At 58.7% G+C, this 17772-nt stretch carries 16 protein-coding genes and 1 pseudogene; 11 read left to right on the top strand and 6 right to left on the bottom strand.

All coding sequences use genetic code 11. From position 1 onward, the window contains the following. Positions 1-191 precede the first annotated feature (191 nt). Positions 192-2636: a dermonecrotic toxin domain-containing protein gene (locus tag H7698_RS10790; RefSeq protein ID WP_194691372.1), complete on the top strand. Its 2445-nt coding sequence runs from the start codon at positions 192-194 to the stop codon at positions 2634-2636. A gap of 12 nt (positions 2637-2648) precedes the next feature. On the opposite strand, the gene H7698_RS10785 is transcribed toward H7698_RS10790, so the two are convergent. Further along, positions 2649-3440 carry an IclR family transcriptional regulator gene (locus H7698_RS10785; RefSeq protein WP_194691371.1) on the bottom strand — a complete coding sequence of 264 codons (792 nt, stop codon included), beginning with the start codon at positions 3438-3440 and terminating at the stop codon, positions 2649-2651. A 167-nt stretch (positions 3441-3607) separates the two neighbouring features. Here H7698_RS10785 and hmgA point away from each other — a divergent pair, with 167 nt between their 5' ends. The 3 genes from hmgA to maiA are packed head-to-tail and all read left to right on the top strand — an operon-like array spanning position 3608 to position 6868. After that, positions 3608-4912, top strand: coding sequence for a homogentisate 1,2-dioxygenase (hmgA, locus tag H7698_RS10780; protein ID WP_194691370.1), 1305 nt, complete (start codon positions 3608-3610; stop codon positions 4910-4912). A gap of 3 nt (positions 4913-4915) precedes the next feature. Then, a complete protein-coding gene (gene fahA, locus H7698_RS10775; RefSeq protein WP_194691369.1) occupies positions 4916-6220 on the top strand; it encodes a fumarylacetoacetase in 1305 nt (434 codons plus the stop codon). Positions 6221-6232: 12 nt separating this feature from the next. Then, entirely contained in the window at positions 6233-6868 is a 636-nt protein-coding gene (maiA, locus tag H7698_RS10770; RefSeq protein ID WP_194691368.1) for a maleylacetoacetate isomerase, read from the top strand. 39 nt (positions 6869-6907) lie between these two features. On the opposite strand, the gene H7698_RS10765 is transcribed toward maiA, so the two are convergent. Further along, positions 6908-7711, bottom strand: a complete 804-nt coding sequence (locus tag H7698_RS10765; RefSeq protein WP_162437285.1) for a SirB1 family protein — start codon at positions 7709-7711, stop codon at positions 6908-6910. A 174-nt stretch (positions 7712-7885) separates the two neighbouring features. Here H7698_RS10765 and H7698_RS10760 point away from each other — a divergent pair, with 174 nt between their 5' ends. Beyond that, positions 7886-8905 (top strand): Glu/Leu/Phe/Val dehydrogenase family protein, encoded by a 1020-nt coding sequence (locus H7698_RS10760; RefSeq protein ID WP_162437286.1) that lies wholly within the window; start codon positions 7886-7888, stop codon positions 8903-8905. A gap of 176 nt (positions 8906-9081) precedes the next feature. Here the strand turns inward: H7698_RS10760 and H7698_RS10755 are convergent. Then, positions 9082-9321, bottom strand: a pseudogene (locus H7698_RS10755) (YebG family protein); the annotation flags it as partial. A 307-nt stretch (positions 9322-9628) separates the two neighbouring features. On the opposite strand from H7698_RS10755, the gene H7698_RS10750 reads away from it, so the two are divergent. Further along, entirely contained in the window at positions 9629-10129 is a 501-nt protein-coding gene (locus H7698_RS10750; protein WP_194691366.1) for a phosphate-starvation-inducible protein PsiE, read from the top strand. Here the strand turns inward: H7698_RS10750 and H7698_RS10745 are convergent. The 3 genes from H7698_RS10745 to H7698_RS10735 all read right to left on the bottom strand — a co-directional run bounded on the left by H7698_RS10745 (position 10126) and on the right by H7698_RS10735 (position 13513). Continuing rightward, positions 10126-10443 (bottom strand): DUF3509 domain-containing protein, encoded by a 318-nt coding sequence (locus H7698_RS10745; protein ID WP_162437289.1) that lies wholly within the window; start codon positions 10441-10443, stop codon positions 10126-10128. The genes H7698_RS10750 and H7698_RS10745 overlap by 4 nt on opposite strands. Before the next feature lie 328 nt (positions 10444-10771). Next, positions 10772-12073, bottom strand: a complete 1302-nt coding sequence (locus H7698_RS10740; RefSeq protein WP_194691365.1) for an HAAAP family serine/threonine permease — start codon at positions 12071-12073, stop codon at positions 10772-10774. 63 nt (positions 12074-12136) lie between these two features. After that, complete coding sequence (locus H7698_RS10735; protein ID WP_194691364.1) at positions 12137-13513, bottom strand: L-serine ammonia-lyase; 1377 nt, start codon at positions 13511-13513, stop codon at positions 12137-12139. A gap of 135 nt (positions 13514-13648) precedes the next feature. Here H7698_RS10735 and H7698_RS10730 point away from each other — a divergent pair, with 135 nt between their 5' ends. The 5 genes from H7698_RS10730 to H7698_RS10710 all read left to right on the top strand — a co-directional run bounded on the left by H7698_RS10730 (position 13649) and on the right by H7698_RS10710 (position 17771). Further along, positions 13649-14596 carry a LysR substrate-binding domain-containing protein gene (locus H7698_RS10730; RefSeq protein ID WP_194691363.1) on the top strand — a complete coding sequence of 316 codons (948 nt, stop codon included), beginning with the start codon at positions 13649-13651 and terminating at the stop codon, positions 14594-14596. Positions 14597-14810: 214 nt separating this feature from the next. Next, the gene (locus tag H7698_RS10725; RefSeq protein WP_149657528.1) at positions 14811-15218 is read left to right on the top strand and encodes an HPF/RaiA family ribosome-associated protein; all 408 of its coding nucleotides are present in this window, start codon (positions 14811-14813) and stop codon (positions 15216-15218) included. Between the two features lie 343 nt (positions 15219-15561). After that, complete coding sequence (locus H7698_RS10720) at positions 15562-15867, top strand: DUF3649 domain-containing protein (protein WP_162437293.1); 306 nt, start codon at positions 15562-15564, stop codon at positions 15865-15867. After that, positions 15864-17444 carry a PepSY-associated TM helix domain-containing protein gene (locus tag H7698_RS10715; RefSeq protein ID WP_194691362.1) on the top strand — a complete coding sequence of 527 codons (1581 nt, stop codon included), beginning with the start codon at positions 15864-15866 and terminating at the stop codon, positions 17442-17444. Before H7698_RS10720 ends, H7698_RS10715 begins: the two co-directional genes overlap by 4 nt. After that, positions 17445-17771 carry a DUF3325 domain-containing protein gene (locus H7698_RS10710; RefSeq protein WP_194691361.1) on the top strand — a complete coding sequence of 109 codons (327 nt, stop codon included), beginning with the start codon at positions 17445-17447 and terminating at the stop codon, positions 17769-17771. Position 17772: the final 1 nt, after the last annotated feature.

Here is a 17772-nt window from a genome sequence, read left to right as displayed (position 1 = left end):
AAGCAGGCACTTTGCCTGCTCGCGAACGCACACAAGTTTTGAGTTGAGCTCTACCGGAGTGTCCGTTTATAAGTCATGCGCCGTGAAGTTGACTGTCTGCTCACCCTAAGTATCGGATGACTGCTTGGCAACGGCATTAACTTATAACTGTAGTAACGGTTTTCGTTGCGACGTATGCAAAAGGAAAATGCATGGACACTAATGGATTAAACAAGGCCGGCGGTGAAGGGCAAGCGATTGCTCAACTGTCGAGGCCAACCTTCGCCACCCAGTTTCATGAGTTGCCGGATTGGCTACAGCGTGCAGGGGAAGATGATCGCCAGTATTACTTTGAAGCTGAACAGACGCTGGCGGCAGGAGAGGCAGCGCTGGATCAACTGCTTGGAGAAACCAAATCCCTTAAAGCGTTCGCAAGATTCTACGCGCAAGAGATCGTCAGGCTCATGACCGGTGAAGTCGTCGACCCGGATGAAATCTTCGTCAACGTAGGCCATACCTTTTTCGTTGGGAAACAGAAGGTCGTGCAGTCCAATCGACTGACGCTTCCCGAATTCATGCTCAACGATATGAATGACGCCCCCACCGTTCCACTGGAAATCAGTCTGGAGGGGGAACTGATTCCGTCCAGCTTGAGCGTCGACGGTATTCTGGACGCGATGGGCGATGCGAGCATGCGCGCGCTTTACGCTGAAAAATTCGAGAAGAAATATACCGACGAGGTTGTACTCCAGGCCTGGCAACACATGCTGGAAAGCCGCATTCGCCTGAGTGTCTTTAGTGCGAAGTTACAGGGGCATATCAGTGATGAGGCGCTGAGGACTGTGACAAGTGCCGGGCAGGATGACAGCGAGTCTTTCATGGGGGATCTGACGCTTGGACCTCTGAAAACCGCGGTCCGGGGCATGATTGTCTACTGCGGTCCCAAAGGTGAAGAAGGCTTTTGCGCTCTTTACGCGCCAGAGGCGCCGGGTGGCAGGGGGTGGTTTGAGTTTGCGAGCTTCAGACAGCTGAACGCCCATCTATTTGACTGGATCACTCAACCCGAAGGGCGCAGCTACCTGAGCGGACAGTCTCAAGCCCGTGAGCGTGACAGCGCCGACGCCTACATGCGACGTGTACTGGAGCTGCCAAGTCAGTGGCTCGGCATCAAGCACAACACCTGGTCGAACAGTGGAGAAGGTGTATTGCGCGAGGCCGTTATGCAGAATGTCGGTTGGCTGCGAGGGGAGTTAAACGCTGTTGTCCCTGCGGGATATCGTTCGGCAACCGTCGGTCAACGGCAATACTTCTCCCGGATAAATACCGAACTGAAAGGTTTGACCCACCTTGCCAACGACGCTGCAGCGCTGATCAGCTACGAGCAATTTGCCTATGATCTGGTCAAAAAACGCGCTGAAGAGGTGCTGGCACAAAATGGCGAGACGGTAACGGTGGACCCTGACCTGATCATGGTGGCGCTGGCTCCTTCGCAAGAGATGACCTTGTCTCAGCTCATCATCAACGAACGTCACATCACTGAAGAAAGCGGCCCTGAACATAGCCCTGGTCTCTACCCGGCGATTCGGTTGTTACCCGGTCATCCACCTGTTTCCAGCTTGCTGCTTAAATACGTACCGGGCTGGTCGAGGACATTGCGACCGGGTGAGAAGTACGTTGCAATGTTACGGTCCAGTTACCTGAACAAAGACGCCCCGGGTTATACATTGAAACGCGATGTGCACGTGAATGTGCAATTACATGAAATGCATCGTGCGGCATTGGCGGAACTGTTCAGTGGTTCTCTGGATCGCAGTCAATACAAGCAGATTGAGTTGCTCATTAATCAGTTGCGCGAACCGGAGCCTGCCGTAACTCATGAAGATCCGGAGATTACCTGGCGCCAAGCTGTTTACGCCTTTCATTTGAAAGGCTGCCGGATCGAAGGTGTTTATGTGTTCCGCTTCATGAGCGCTGAAACCCGGCAGGACTTCTTGTATACCCCTGCATCGCCAGATGGCAGGTTGTTCAGGCTAATGGGCGAGTTTTGCGATTCGGTGAAGACCGGCGGGCTTGGAAGTTATTACACCGACCGAGCCAAGTACACCCGGCAGAAAGTCGTCAATGAGTACATCAATAGTGTGCAGCGGGGCAGCGCAGTAGTATTGCCGTCGTTGCAAATCGATAGTCGTGTCAGCGATTTCTCACGGTGTTACGCGGATAAAATCAATCAGATCATCAACGGCGTTGACGCGAAAACCACCAGTCTCATGGAGATTGTCGGAAAAATCGTATACGACACCGCCGTTGCGGCAGTCGCCATCGTTAGCATTCCGTTCGCGCCTATCGGTCTAGGACTGAGCGCTGTAGTAATGACAAAAGCGGTCATTGACGGGGTGGAGGCTTACCAGGAAAGCAATTATGAACAGTTGTTTTCAAGTTACCTTGATTGCATGTTGGAACTGACCACTATGCGCATCGGCCACTTGGGCTTCTCCCTGGTGCAGAAGGCGATTGCCAGACAGTTGGGCAATGTTAATACCTGCATGGGTGCCATTTCAGCTTGCACAGGAAAAACGATGGATCTCGCCGTCGCCACGGAACTGATGAAGCAGGCGCTCGCCGAGCCCGATTCAAATGACAAGACCCTTCTGGCGTGACTCTACAATGATTTAACCAGCGCTGGCGGGTGGTTCATAACCCATCCGCCAGCTCACGGCCTGCGTCGCCGTCAATAAGCGCTGTGCGGCGGGACCGTTTTCATCGGCATGAAACAACGATGCCGGACCTACGATGGTCAACACCGCCACCACCTGTCCAACCGCATTGAATACCGGTGCCGACAAGGCGTCGACACCCGGCATCAGCAAGCCATGTACATGATGCAGGCCACGCTCGCGGATCTGTTCGCACAAGGTCGCGTAAACATGATCGTCTGCCAGCGCATGGGCATTCGCGCTCTTCAGTTCCTGTTCACGCAGATCCAGGGTTTCGCGCTTGGGAAGGTAGGCGCCAAACACCAGCCCTGTGGAGGAACTGAGCAGCGGCAACACCGAACCCAGTTGCGTGACCACTGTCACGGCGCGTACCGCCGGTTCGATATGCACCACCGTTGCGCCCTGATTGCCCCACACCGCGAGAAAACAGGTTTCGTTCAGCTCGTCGCGCAACTCGGCCAGGGGCAGGGCGGCGACTTTCAGCACGTCCATACTGTTGAGTGCCGCCAATCCCACACGCAAGGCTTCACGGCCGAGGCCGTAATGGTTGGTGGCGGCATTCTGCTCGGCAAACCCGCTGGCAATCAGCGCCTGCAAGTAACGGTGAACCTTGCTCGCCGGCATTTGCACGTGTTCGGCCAGGCGCGACAGTGATGTCGAGGGGGACAACTCTGCCAGCGCTTTGAGGATGTCGGTTCCGACCTCGGCCGAGCGGACTTTCTGTTTGCCGTTGCTTTCGCTAGTCATGGGGAGGCGGTGTGATCCAGGGACGAATGGGCGTCTTTATAGCTTGACGGTCAATACCAATCAAATTACGTTATGCGTAATCGAATTACGATAAAAATAACCCGGGCGTGCCGATACCTCTTCGATAGAGCGACAGGCCACGGCCTACTCCCTGTTCAGGAGGCTCCATGAACCTCGATTCAACGGCGCCCGCGCTGGCTTATCAGTCCGGCTTCGGCAATGAGTTCAGCAGCGAGGCATTGCCAGGCGCGTTGCCCGTCGGACAGAACTCCCCGCAAACAGCCCCCTACGGTCTCTATACCGAATTATTCTCCGGCACGGCATTCACCATGGCCCGCGCCGAAGCGCGCCGGACGTGGATGTATCGCATCCAGCCGTCGGCGAACCATCCGGCGTTCGTCAAGCTGGAGCGGCAACTGGCAGGTGGCCCACTGGGTGAAGTGACCCCCAATCGTCTGCGTTGGAACCCGCTGGACATCCCGGGTGAGCCGACTGATTTCATCGACGGCCTGGTGAGCATGGCCGCTAATTCGAGCGCGGAAAAACCGTCCGGCATCAGCATCTATAGCTACCGGGCCAACCGCTCCATGGAGCGGGTGTTTTTCAATGCCGACGGCGAGATGCTGCTGGTGCCGGAACAGGGTCGGCTGCGCATTGCCACCGAACTTGGCGTGCTGGAGCTCGAACCGCTGGAAATTGCCGTGTTGCCCCGTGGCCTGAAATTTCGTGTCGAACTGCTCGACCCGCAAGCGCGCGGCTACCTCGCCGAAAACCATGGCGCACCGCTGCGTCTGCCAGACCTCGGCCCGATCGGCAGCAACGGCCTGGCCAACGCACGGGATTTCCTGACCCCGGTCGCGCATTACGAAAACCTCAAGCAACCGACCACGCTGGTGCAGAAGTTTCTCGGCGAGCTGTGGGGTTGTGAGCTTGATCATTCGCCGCTGAACGTGGTGGCCTGGCACGGCAACAATGTCCCTTACAAATATGACCTGCGCCGTTTCAACACCATCGGCACGGTCAGCTTCGATCATCCTGATCCATCGATTTTCACTGTCCTGACCTCGCCCACCAGTGTCCACGGTCTGGCGAATCTCGACTTCGTGATTTTCCCGCCACGCTGGATGGTGGCCGAGAAGACGTTCCGTCCACCTTGGTTTCACCGCAATCTGATGAATGAGTTCATGGGCCTGATCAAAGGCGAATACGACGCCAAGGCGGAAGGTTTCGTCCCCGGCGGTGCGTCCCTGCACAGCTGCATGAGTGCCCATGGGCCTGACGGCGAAACTTGCACCAAGGCGATCAACGCTGAGTTGGCCCCGGCGAAAATCGACAACACCATGGCCTTCATGTTTGAAACCAGCCAGGTGCTGCGCCCGAGCCGTTTCGCGCTGGACTGTCCGCAGCTGCAACCCCATTACGACGCTTGCTGGGCCTCGCTGCCCGCCACTTTCGACCCGACCCGGAGATAACCCATGACTCAGACTTCCATCACTCGTAGCTGGGTTGCCTCTGCCAACGGCCATGTTGATTTCCCGCTGCAAAACCTGCCATTGGGCGTCTTCAGCGTGAACGGCGGCGCACCTCGCAGTGGTGTTGCCATCGGCGACCATATCTTCGACCTGGAAGCGGCACTCGATGCCGGGCTGTTTGAAGGCACCGCGAAAGCGGCGGTAGAAGCCACTCGTGGCGGTCAACTGAATGCATTTTTCGAGCTGGGCCGAGAAGCACGCGTGGCCTTGCGTGAACGTCTGCTGGAGCTGCTGAAAGAGGGCAGCACCCTGCATGGCAAGATCGAAGCCCAAGGCGCAAAACTGCTGCCAGTGGCGGCAAACTGCACGATGCACTTGCCGGCGAAAATCAATGATTACACCGATTTCTATGTCGGCATCGAGCACGCACAGAACGTCGGTAAGTTGTTCCGCCCGGACAATCCCTTGCTGCCGAACTACAAGTACGTGCCGATCGGTTACCACGGCCGTGCTTCGACCATCCGCCCATCAGGCACCGATGTCCGTCGCCCTAAAGGCCAGACGCTGCCGGCCGGTCAGACCGAGCCGACATTCGGCCCGTGCGCGCGCCTGGATTACGAACTGGAACTGGGTATCTGGATCGGCCAGGGCAATGAGATGGGCGACTCGATCGCCATCGGTGACGCCGCCGATCACATTGCCGGTTTCTGCCTGCTCAACGACTGGTCCGCGCGGGATATCCAGGCCTGGGAGTACCAGCCGCTGGGCCCGTTCCTGTCGAAGAGTTTCATCACCAGCATCTCGCCCTGGGTGGTGACGGCTGAAGCCCTCGAACCGTTCCGTCGTGCGCAACCAGCGCGTCCTGAAGGCGACCCACAACCACTGCCGTATCTGTCAGACGCGCGCGATCAAGCGGCTGGCGGCTTCGACATCGAACTGGAAGTACTGCTGCTCACCGAAACGATGCGCGAGCAGAACCTGCCCGCCCACCGTCTGACCCTGAGCAACACCCAACACATGTACTGGACCGTGGCGCAGATGGTCGCGCACCACAGCGTCAACGGCTGCCAGTTGCAGGCCGGTGACCTGTTCGGTTCGGGCACTTTGTCAGGTCCGGAGAGTGGTCAGTTCGGCAGCTTGCTGGAAATCACCGAAGGCGGCAAAAAACCAATCGAACTGGCGTCAGGCGAGGTGCGTAAATTCCTCGAAGACGGTGACGAAATCATCTTGCGCGCTCGTTGCAGCCGTGACGGTTTCGCCTCCATCGGTTTCGGCGAGTGCCGCGGCAAAGTGCTGCCGGCGCGCTAAGAGGGTCGGGTCATGGAACTCTATACCTACTACCGTTCGACATCGTCTTACCGCGTGCGGATCGCGCTGGCACTCAAGGGCCTGGACTTTCAGGCGCTGCCGATCAACCTGATCGCCCCGCAAGGAGGCGAGCATCGCCAGCCGCCGTACCTGGGCATCAATCCCCAGGGACGGGTGCCGGCCTTGCGCACGGACGACGGTGAGTTGCTGATCCAGTCGCCCGCCATCATCGAGTACCTGGAGGAGCGTTATCCACAGGTGCCGTTGCTGTCCAGGGATCTCGTCGCTCGTGCCCGCGAGCGCGGCGTCGCGGCAGTGATCGGCTGCGATGTGCATCCGCTGCACAACGTCAGCGTGCTCAACAAGCTTCGGCAGTTGGGCCACGACGAACCGCAGGTGGTGGAGTGGATCGGACACTGGATCAGCCAGGGCCTGTCGACGGTGGAGCAGCTGATCGGCCTGGAAGGTTACTGCTTCGGCGCCGAGCCGGGTCTGGCGGACTGTTATCTGATTCCTCAGCTGTATGCGGCCGAGCGGTTCAACATTTCACTTGAAGCGTATCCACGAATTCGCCGGGTGGCGGCACTGGCGGCCACTCACCCGGCTTTCATCAAGGCTCATCCGGCGAATCAGCCGGATACGCCCTGAACCGTTATACCTGTCCCTGGAGGACATGGGATTGATGAATCAGTGGACGATGGAGTTCGGAGGCAGATGCCCGAGCCGCTCTGTCAGGCGAATCCGTTGAATAGGATCGTCGCTGAGCATCAGCGCATGCTCCAGATCGAAGCGCTCGGCGTTGGGGCAGTCCAGGCGTTGATAGAGACTGGCCCTGGCCAGGTAATCGGCGGCGCTGGCATTTCCCAGTTCCAGCACTCGTTCGGCATCGATCAGGGCACCAATGTAGTCATCGTGGGAAAGGTGCAACTGACGCAGGTTGCGTGACAGGCGTTGCAGCATCTGGACGGGCGCGGCGGTGACGAGGTGCTCGGCGCTGAGTTTCATGTTCGGACCGTACTGGCGTTGCAGCAGCTCGCGGCAGTCGTTGGGATACAGACGGCGGCCGCCACAGGGGTCCAGGAGATGATCGGCGCCCGGTACGCGAAGTAGAAAATGCCCGGGGAAGTTGACCCCGACCATGGGGATCTCCAGGCATCTGGCCAGTTCCAGTGCAATCAAACCAAGGGCCAGCGGTTGCCCGCGCCGGCGTTCCAACACTTTGTCGACCAATGCTGCTTGCGGGCGCAGGGGCGAGAAATCGTCCTGTGCAAATCCCAGGTCATTCATACGGCGCAACAACGGCTGGGCCAACTCGCTTACTGGTAACATCGGCAGGCCATGACTGACCCGCTGTTGCAGGTCTTTGAAGTCTTCCAGCACCAAGCCGGGATTTACTGCTTTGTCATGCTCGGCGGCGATCCACAGCGCCGCTTCGAACAGCGCGGGCGGTGATCGTTGCAGGCATTCGAAAAAGCGTTGGCGAGGCGTCATCAAAATCTCCGAGGGAATGCCTCGTTTTAGCCCCGTCTCCATCATTCGTCCAGTACCTCGCCAGGTTATGTCCGAAAGCCTGAATGGCGGCGCCGCTTATTCCGGCGCGCTCCAGCAAATTTCGGGCGCGAGCCTATACTGGCGACTACAAGTCGTGATTCGGGAGCCCCTACGATGTTCGCTCTCATGCAAAGCAATCGCCTTGAATCGCTGCATCTGAGCGTTGACCCGATGACCGGGTTGAAGGCGGTAATTGCTATTCATAACAGTCGCCTCGGGCCAGCGTTGGGCGGCTGTCGTTACCTTACCTATCCTGACGACGAATCCGCTGTCGAGGACGCGGTGCGCCTGGCCCAGGGTATGAGCTACAAAGCCGCGCTGGCGGGGCTTGCTCAGGGTGGTGGTGTCGCGGTCATTGTCCGCCCCGTGCACGTGGAAAGTCGCGCGGCGCTGTTTGAAGCATTCGGCCGCTGCATCAACCAGCTCGACGGTCGATACATCACGGCCATCGACAGCGGCACCTCGGTCGCGGACATGGACTGCATCGCTCAACAAACCCAGCACGTCACCAGCACCACCTCGGCCGGCGACCCGGCGCCGCATGCCGCCATGGGCGTGTTCACCGGGATTCGCAGCACCGCGATGGCCCGGCTGGGTAGCGACAATCTTGAAGGCCTGCGAGTGGCGATCCAGGGTCTGGGCAACGTTGGCTATGCGCTGGCAGAACAACTGCACGCCGCTGGAGCCGAGTTGCTGGTCAGCGACATCGACCACGGCAAAGTGCAATTGGCGATGGAGCAGCTCGGTGCTCACCCGATCGCGAACGATGCACTACTCAGCACACCTTGCGACATCCTCGCGCCGTGTGGCCTGGGTGGCGTCCTCAATCGCCACAGCGTTGCGCAATTGCGTTGCTCGGCGGTGGCCGGTTCGGCGAACAATCAGCTGACGCATCTGGACGTGGCGGATCAACTGGAGCGGCGCGGCATTTTGTATGCGCCGGATTATGTGATCAATGCCGGTGGGCTTATCTACGTGTCACTCAAACATCGTGGCGAAGAGCTGACCACTATCACGGCGCACTTGTCGAAGATCAGTTCACGACTGACCGAGGTATTCGCTCACGCCCAGGCGGAAAAACGGTCGCCAGCGCGGGTGGCGAATGAATTGGCGGAGAGAGTGTTGTACCGATAGAAAGATGAAAATGAAAAAGGCCCTGAGTCATCTCTGACTCAGGGCCCATTCAATTCTGGCGCTGCTTACTTCGGCGTCTTGGCCGCTTTGGCAGGCTTGGTCGGCGTAACGGCTTCAGCCGGTTCGGCGACGTCGGCAACTTCAACCGGTGCAACGATTTCAACAGGCGCGCTCAACAGCTCGGAAAGGGCATCCGGCTGGCTCTTGAACGCTTTGGCGAACACATCGCGGTTCTTCGCCATGTAGATCCCGGCTTCTTCCACTTGCTGTTCGGTCAGGGACGGAACAGCTTTTTGCAACACTTCGGCCAGCAACTCGGCCAGTTCGAGCATTTTGTCATGACGGTCAGCTTCGGCTTTATCCATGAACAAGCGCTCCAGATCTCGGCTGCTGCGGTATACCACTTCGACGGCCATTCACCACCTCACATGCCTTCACATTAAGTTGTCTTATTCGACCACTGTATTTATATACAGCGAAAAGGATAAGCGAATCCCTGCGCTTTGGGTAGTGGCTTTTCAATGTAGACCGAATTCAGGTGGTCTGCGTAAACCTGTGGGAGCCGAGCTTGCTCGCGATGAGGACCGCGAATCCACCCCAAAAGTGTCCAATAGCAGCCCATCGCCATCTCACCCAACAGCCTCTGGCCTTTTTTCTGCATGCAGAACAACCGTCACGTCCAACCCGCATCATCCGGTCGAACCGACCTAAGGAAGAAACATCGTGAAAATCAATTGGGCCGAGAAGCTGCGGCAGAACGTGCATCAACTGGCCGAATCCCTCGGCAATCTCTTCGTTGAGACGTTCCACTACCTGGCGCTGTTCGCCATCGGTGCGGTGACCGCGTATGCCGCGGTGATGGAATTTCTGGGGATGATCGAAGAGGGGCACATCAAGATTGATGACATCTTGCTGCTGTTCATCTACCTGGAACTGGGGGCGATGGTCGGGATTTATTTCAAGACTAACCACATGCCTGTGCGCTTCCTGATCTACGTAGCGATCACTGCACTGACGCGGCTGCTGATCTCCAACGTCTCGCACCACAACCCGCCGGACGTCGGAATCATCTACCTGTGCGGCGGCATTCTGCTGCTGGCCTTCGCGATTCTGGTGGTGCGTTACGCCTCGTCGCAGTTTCCTTCGGTGAAGATCGAGCACCCGCAACGCAAGGCGGGTGCGGGTTCCAGCGAGCATCCTGAAGTAGAGAAGGGCGAGCTTTAAATCCCCATGGCGGGGCGGGGCTGACCTTTGATGAGGGGCGGCGGCAGGTTGCGATTGTCGCCGTCTGTCATCGCTTCAAGAATCGCCATTGCACTGTGGCCTTGCTCGATGGCGATGCCGAACTGGATGCTTTGCACCAGGCGCTTCAGGCGTTTTGGATCATTACGCTGCTCGGCGCTGATCATCCGTTTGGCCACCACACGGCCACTGTTGGACAAGGTCAGCATGATGCTGCCGTCCAGACCCTGAATGCTCAGGTTGATCTGATAATCCGGTGCAAAGGCATCGGTAATGAGCTGAAAAGGGTTGTCCATGATGCGTCACCGCCTGATTGAACGTGCAGTTGTTGACCGGCCATGATCATGTTGGTTCGCAATACCGGACCATTGGCAAGTCGTTCGCAGTCTCAAGTGGGATGTAGCAAGGGGCATGCCGGAAAGATTGTCATACAATAATCACGTCCCTCAATCGCTTCGCCACACACCTGTAGCAGCTGGCGCAGCCTGCGTTCGGCGGCGAAGCCGTCGTGAATCCGGAACTCGCGGTATAACTGAAACACCGCGTTATCTGATTTCACGACGGATCCGCCGCCGAACGCAGGCTGCGCCAGCTGCTACAGGGAACGTGCCTTATCTGCCCGATTCAGGGCAGAAACGAGTAAATGATCGCTGACAGTGCAATCAAACCGATCAACACCACAAACACGTTCGAGGCCTGACCCGAGTACTGGCGCAAGGCCGGCACGCGGCGGATGGCGTACATCGGCATCAGAAACAACAGACACGCAATGATCGGCCCGCCGAGGGTTTCAATCATGCCAAGGATGCTTGGATTGAAGGTCGCCACGGCCCAGCAGCTGAGGATCATGAACAGTGCGGTCGCACGATTCAGCCAGCTCGCCGACATCACTCGCCCACGACCCCGCAGGCTTTTCACGATCAGGCCCTGGAAGCCTTCGCTGGCACCGATGTAGTGACCGAGGAAGGATTTGGTGATCGCCACCAGCGCAATCAGGGGCGCTGCGTACGCGATGACCGGCGTCTGGAAGTGATTGGCGAGGTACGACAGGATCGAAATGTTCTGCGCCTTCGCAGCGGCCAGGTCAGCCGGGGAAAGGGCCAGCACGCAGCTGAAGCAGAAGAACATCACCGTCACGACCATCATGGCGTGGGCGATGGCCAGGATGCCGCTGCTCTTGGCTTCGGCTTGCTCGCCGTAACGCTGCTTCTGATCAACCGCAAACGCGGAAATGATCGGCGAATGGTTGAACGAGAACACCATCACCGGAATGGCCAGCCACAAGGTCTTGAAGAACAACGGCATCGGCATGCCTTCACTGGCGGTGGCGAAGAATGCGCCATTCCAGTTCGGGATCAGGCTGATGCCCAGCAACAACAACGCCGCCACAAACGGGTAAACCAGCACGCTCATGCACTTGACGATGACGCCCTGGCCACAACGAACGATGGCCATCAGACCGAGGATCAGCACCAGCGACAGAATGGCCCGGGGCGGCGGGGCGATGTGCAGTTGATGTTCCATGAAACTGCTCAGGGTGTTGGTCAGCGCTACGCTGTACACCAGCAGAATCGGGAAGATTGCGAAAAAGTACAGCAAGGTGATCAGTTTGCCGGCACCGACGCCAAAGTGTTCTTCAACCACTTCGGTGATGTCTCCCGAGCGTCCGGACAACACGAAACGGGTCAGCCCGCGATGGGCGAAAAAGGTCATCGGGAACGCCAGCACCGCCAGAATCAACAGCGGCCAGAAGCCACCCACACCGGCGTTGATCGGCAGGAACAACGTACCGGCGCCAATGGCCGTCCCGTAGAGGCCCAGCATCCAGGTGGTGTCGTGTTTGCTCCAGCCTTTGCTGACTGTCGCGGTCTCATGTTTTACGTCTACAGCGGGATTTTCGGCAGCAGGTGTACGCACATCGGTCATCGTTATGGCCTCGTTATTGTTCTTGCTCGGGCTCACGTGGTGCAGGCGGTCAGGGAATGCTCCTCAGCACTCCACCCAGCTAACAGCCAGGCCGCCCCGTGAAGTCTCTTTGTATTTGTCATGCATGTCGGCGCCGGTATCGCGCATCGTGCGGATCACCCGGTCGAGGGAAATGAAGTGCTTGCCGTCGCCACGCAGGGCCATTTGCGTGGCATTGATCGCCTTCACGGCGGCAATTGCGTTGCGCTCGATGCACGGCACCTGAACCAGCCCGCCGACCGGGTCGCAGGTCAAGCCGAGGTTGTGTTCCAGGCCGATTTCAGCGGCGTTTTCCAGTTGTTCCGGCGTTGCGCCCAGTACGTCAGCCAGCCCGGCAGCCGCCATGGCGCAGGCAGATCCCACTTCGCCCTGACAGCCGACTTCGGCGCCGGAAATCGAAGCATTTTTCTTGCAGAGAATGCCTACCGCCGCAGCGCCCAGAAAGAACGCGACCACGTCATCGTCGGACGCGTCCGGATTGAATTTCATGTAGTAGTGCAGCACCGCAGGAATGATCCCCGCAGCCCCGTTGGTGGGCGCTGTCACCATTCGACCGCCGGCCGCGTTCTCTTCGTTGACGGCAAGGGCGAACAGGTTGACCCACTCCATGGCCGACAGGGTGGAGGTGATGACATTCGGCTTGCCGATTTCCAGCAGGCTGCGGTGCAGTTTCGCTGCCCGACGCGGAACATTCAGACCGCCCGGCAGGATGCCTTCGTGACGCATGCCTTGCTCGACGCATTCACGCATCACCGACCAGATGTGCAACAGGCCCTGACGGATTTCGGCCTCGCTGCGCCAGGCCAGTTCGTTGGCCATCATCAGCTCGGAAACACGCAGGCCGTGCTGGTTGCACAGCTTGAGCAGCTCGGCAGCGCTGGAGAAATCGTAGGGCAGCACCACGTCGCTTGAGGGCGCAATACCTGACTCGGCTTCAGCCGCTTCAATGATGAAACCGCCGCCAATCGAGTAATACGTCTGCTCGGACAATTCGCCGGTTTCGCCAAAGGCTGTCAGGGACATGGCGTTGGGGTGGTAGGGCAGGCTCTCTTCGAGCAGCAGGAGATCGGTCTGCCAGTTGAACGCGATGGTCGCCTGGCCCGCCAGGTTCAGTTCACCGGTCTGACGCAGCGTGTTGATTCGGTCTTCGATGGACGTCGGATCAATGCTGTCCGGCCATTCCCCCATCAGCCCCATGACGCAGGCGCGGTCGGTGGCATGGCCAACGCCGGTGGCAGACAGAGAACCGTAGAGGCGAATCTCTACCCGACGGACGGCTGCCAGTATTCCTTGATCGAGCAGTGCTTGAGCGAAGGTGGCGGCGGCGCGCATGGGGCCGACGGTGTGGGAGCTGGACGGACCGATACCGACTTTGAAAAGATCGAAAACACTGATAGCCATGCTAAAGCCTATACAAGCAATGGAAGAGGAATCGCTGCCATTTTTGTAGGACAAGCGCAATGTCGGCGATACTGCCCACCTCGGTCCTACGTGACCAACGAAATTTCCTACTCGAGCCTTTAGCAGGACTAAACGATGAGTCGTCAATTGCATGCCCAGACCTACGTCTGGCTGCACGTATTTTCCTGTGCCGCCCGGCACCTGTCGTTCACCCGTTGCGCCGAAGAGCTGCACATCACGCCGGGTGCAGTCAGTCAGCAGATTCGGCAACTGGAAGAGCGTCTGGGTTTTCGCCTGTTTCACCGACGCGCCCGTGGCGTGGAATTGAGCGCGCAAGGCCAGCGGTTGGCCATTACCGTCAACGAGGCGTACGGCAGTATCGATGCGGAATTGCGACGACTGGACGCCGGAATGATCAGCGGAATTCTGCGCGTGCGTTCAATTCCGTCTTTTTTGAGCAAATGGCTGACGCCGCGCTTGCCGCGACTGCAGCAGCGCTTTCCGGACATTCAGCTGCGGCTGGTGGCAGAAGACAGCAGCGTGCCGCTGCACGAGGGCGACTTCGATCTGGCCATTGACCTGAATGACGGCAGTTATCCCGGACTGTTATCCACCACCTTGCTGGACGAGCAGATCTTTCCGGTCTGCTCGCCAGGCCTGTTGCGTGGGCGCCCACCGCTGCATGGGCCTGCCGACCTGCTGCACTTTCCCCTATTGCACGACATCACCGCCTGGCGCGGCAGTTATGAATATGCGGAATGGGAGTTCTATCTCAACGCCATCGGTTTCGAGGGCGCGGATGTGCGGCGCGGGCACACGTTCAATCGCAATCACCTGACGATCGAAGCCGCCATTGCGGGCATGGGCGTGGCGATTGCGCGTCGGACGTTGCTCAATGACGAACTGGAGCGGGGCACGTTGATCGTGCCGTTTGGCCTGGCGGTGCCCAATCACAAACGCTACGTGCTGCTCTATGCGCCGGGCGCGCTGAGCCATCCGGGCGTGCGTGCGGTACATGACTGGCTGGTGGAAGAGGCGGGGATTTTTCGCAGCCTGCACCCGCTGGCGGAGCGACAGATGTGAGTAGCTTGGGAATTCGGAAAGGGGCGACCCAACTCCCGACCTTAACAGCGCTTTTGCTCCCTGTCCGGCTTTTTTTGCGAATGAAAAATTATCTTTTTTTAGGGGTTGAATTGTTCTGCGTGCAGACCGATTGTGTAAGTAAGAGGTCACGGTGATGACGCCCAAGGGCTAGCCGAACGGCCTCTCGCGAGCTAGCTGAAATAAGGGATGAACTATGCAAATCCAAGTCAACAGTGATAACCATATTCAAAGCAGCATCCGACTGGAGGAGTGGGTACGTACTACCATTGAGAGCACGCTCGAACGTTATGAAGAGGACCTGACCCGGGTCGAGGTTCACCTGCGGGACGAGAATGGCGACAAGCCCGGTCCCCACGATATGCGCTGCCAGCTGGAGGCGCGGCCAAAAGGCCATCAACCGATTTCCGTCACCCACAAAGCCGACACCCTGGAGCAAGCGATCGACGGTGCGGCCGAAAAACTCGAACATGCACTGGAGCATTTGTTCGGCAAACTGCGGGGCAAACCACGTGCCGCTATCGTGCCGTTCGAAAGGGTTGCTGCGGACGCATTGCTGGAAGACGAGTTTCTCGAGAACGAACAGGCTGCGCAAAACGGCTGAAGCCTGATTTAATTTTTTATTGTTCCAATGACAACGGGCCTGCTTATGCAGGCCCGTTTTTGTTTGTGCAATCCACGATCCATGCCCCAAGACCCTCCATGTAGCAGCTGGCGAAGCCTGCGTCCGGCTGCGCAGCAGTCGTAAAGTTCTTCCCGAATAACCGCGCGGTCTGTTCTTGCGACTGCTGCGCAGCCGGACGCAGGCTGCTACAAAAGTGCGTTACGCGGTTCCCGGCAGTCCGTTCTCGCCGGACTCTTTTGCGTATGAGAATATTTATCATTAATATTGCGGCCTGCTTGGCTCCGTGACGTTCACGCAGCTCCACCTGTTTCAAGGCCGAAACATGAAAGTCAAAACCCGCTCGCTTCCCGTTTCCTACCGACTTGCCGTCACTTCGCGGGTGCTTGCCGCCGTGTTGGGCGGGTATGTCGTCGCGGCGTTAGCCAGTGTCAGCCTGACAATGTGGCTGCCCATGCCCCGCGCCGAAGCGGTAGTGACCGGCATGATGACTTCTTTTCTGGCGTACCTGTGCGCCGTGTTGTGGTGCTTCGCCTGCCGCAGTGCGTGGCAGGCGTGGTTGGGGGTGATCGTGCCGAGTGGGGTGCTGGCGGCAATATCCGGCGTGGCGTACTGGTTGGGGCAATCATGAAGGACGGATTTCGTCAGGCCATGGCCTGGCTCCATACGTGGACCGGTTTGATCTTTGGCTGGTTGCTGTTTGCGATTTTCCTGACCGGCACCCTCGCGTATTTCAAGGATGAGATCAGTCACTGGATGCAGCCGGAGATTCCCGCGCGATCGGTGTCTTCCGAGGCCAGTCTGGCCCTGGCGCAGGACTACCTGCAGCAGCACGCCCCAGGTGCCTCGCGCTGGCTGATCGATTTGCCGAGTGCCCGAGAGCCAGGCCTGTCGGTGCGCTGGCAACAGTCGCCAGCCAAGCGAGGCGAGCGCGGTCAATTCACCGAAAAACGCCTTGACCCGCAAACCGGCACCGAAGTGCAGGGCCGGGAAACCAGGGGGGGCGAGTTCTTTTATCGCTTTCATTTCCAGCTGCAAATGCCCTACCCCTGGGGCCGCTGGTTATCCACGATTGCGGCCATGGTGATGTTCATCGGCCTGATCACCGGGATCATCACGCACAAGAAAATCTTCAAGGACTTCTTTACCTTCCGCCCGCGCAAGGGCCAGCGTTCGTGGCTGGACGGGCACAACGCGGTGGGTGTTCTGGTGTTGCCGTTCCACTTGATGATCACCTACAGCAGCCTGGTGATTTTCATGTCGATGGTCATGCCAGCGAGCATTCTTGCGTCATACGAGGGCGATGTCCGGGCATTTTTCGATGACGTCTTCCCGGCTTCCAGCGTGCCTGAGCTCGCCGGGAAACCGGGTCAGCTGGCACCGATGGCACCGCTACTGGAGCGGGCTCGGGAGCAGTGGTCGGGCGGTCGCGTGCAGCGGTTGACGGTGAACAATCCGGGAGACGCAAATGCCTCGGTGGTGCTGGTGCGTGACGGTGCGGACCGGGTGGTTCATGACGTGAGCAGTGCCGTGACGTTCAACGGCGTTACCGGGCAACTGCTCAGCTCCACCCCGCAGCAGCCGGTCGCGATGGCCATCGCAGGCAGTTTCTATGGCTTGCACATGGGGCGTTTTGCCAGCCCCGTGGTGCGCTGGTTGTACTTCATTTTTGGTCTGGCGAGCACGGCCCTGATCGGCACAGGGCTGGTGATCTGGCTCGGCAAACGCCAGCTCAAACATGCGAAAAGCGCCGTGATGCCTTTCGAGCTGCGATTGGTCGAAGTGCTGAACATCGCCAGCATGTCAGGCTTGACGGTCGCCGTGGCGGCGTTCTTTTGGGCCAACCGCTTGCTACCGGTCGAGATGACGAACCGGTCGGATTGGGAAGTGAACAGCTTCTTCATCGTCTGGGGCCTGAGCGTGATTCATGCGATGGTCCGCCGGGGTCGCACTGCCTGGATCGAACAGTTGGCAGTGGCTGCGTTGCTGTTCTGTGCCGTGCCGCTGCTCAACGCATTGACCACGCCGTACCACTTGGGTGCGACGCTGCTGCAAGGTGACTGGATGATGGCCGGCTTCGATCTGGCGTGTCTGGTCAGTGGCCTGTTTCTGGCGTGGGCTGCATGGAAAATGCAGCGCTCGGGACAGGTGCCAGTCGCGACCGAACAGCGGGCCAAACCGATCACCCTTGAGCGCGAGGCGAACTGAATGCTACTGGCCCTGATGCTCTGTTACGGCGGTTTTACTGCGCTGTGTTTATCCATGGATCGGCATCACACTGACCTGCTCGGTCAAAAGCCGTCGGCCCGTCGTCGGCACGGGATGAAGATCGCCGGTTGGATATTGCTTGCCCTGTCGTTGTGGGCCGCCGTCTCGAAGACGGGTTGGTCGCTCGGGCTGGTCGAGTGGTCTGCAGTGTTGATGCTCAGTGCCTTGGTGCTGGTGCTGTTGCTGCCTTATCGCCCGCGTCTGGCGTTGTCGCTGGCCGGGCTGAGTCTGCTTGCCAGCCCCGTCGCGGCCCTTGCGCAGCAGTGAT

Source organism: Pseudomonas sp. p50(2008) (genome assembly GCF_015351605.1).
Lineage (GTDB): Bacteria > Pseudomonadota > Gammaproteobacteria > Pseudomonadales > Pseudomonadaceae > Aquipseudomonas.
This window is presented reverse-complemented; position numbering and strand designations above follow the sequence as displayed.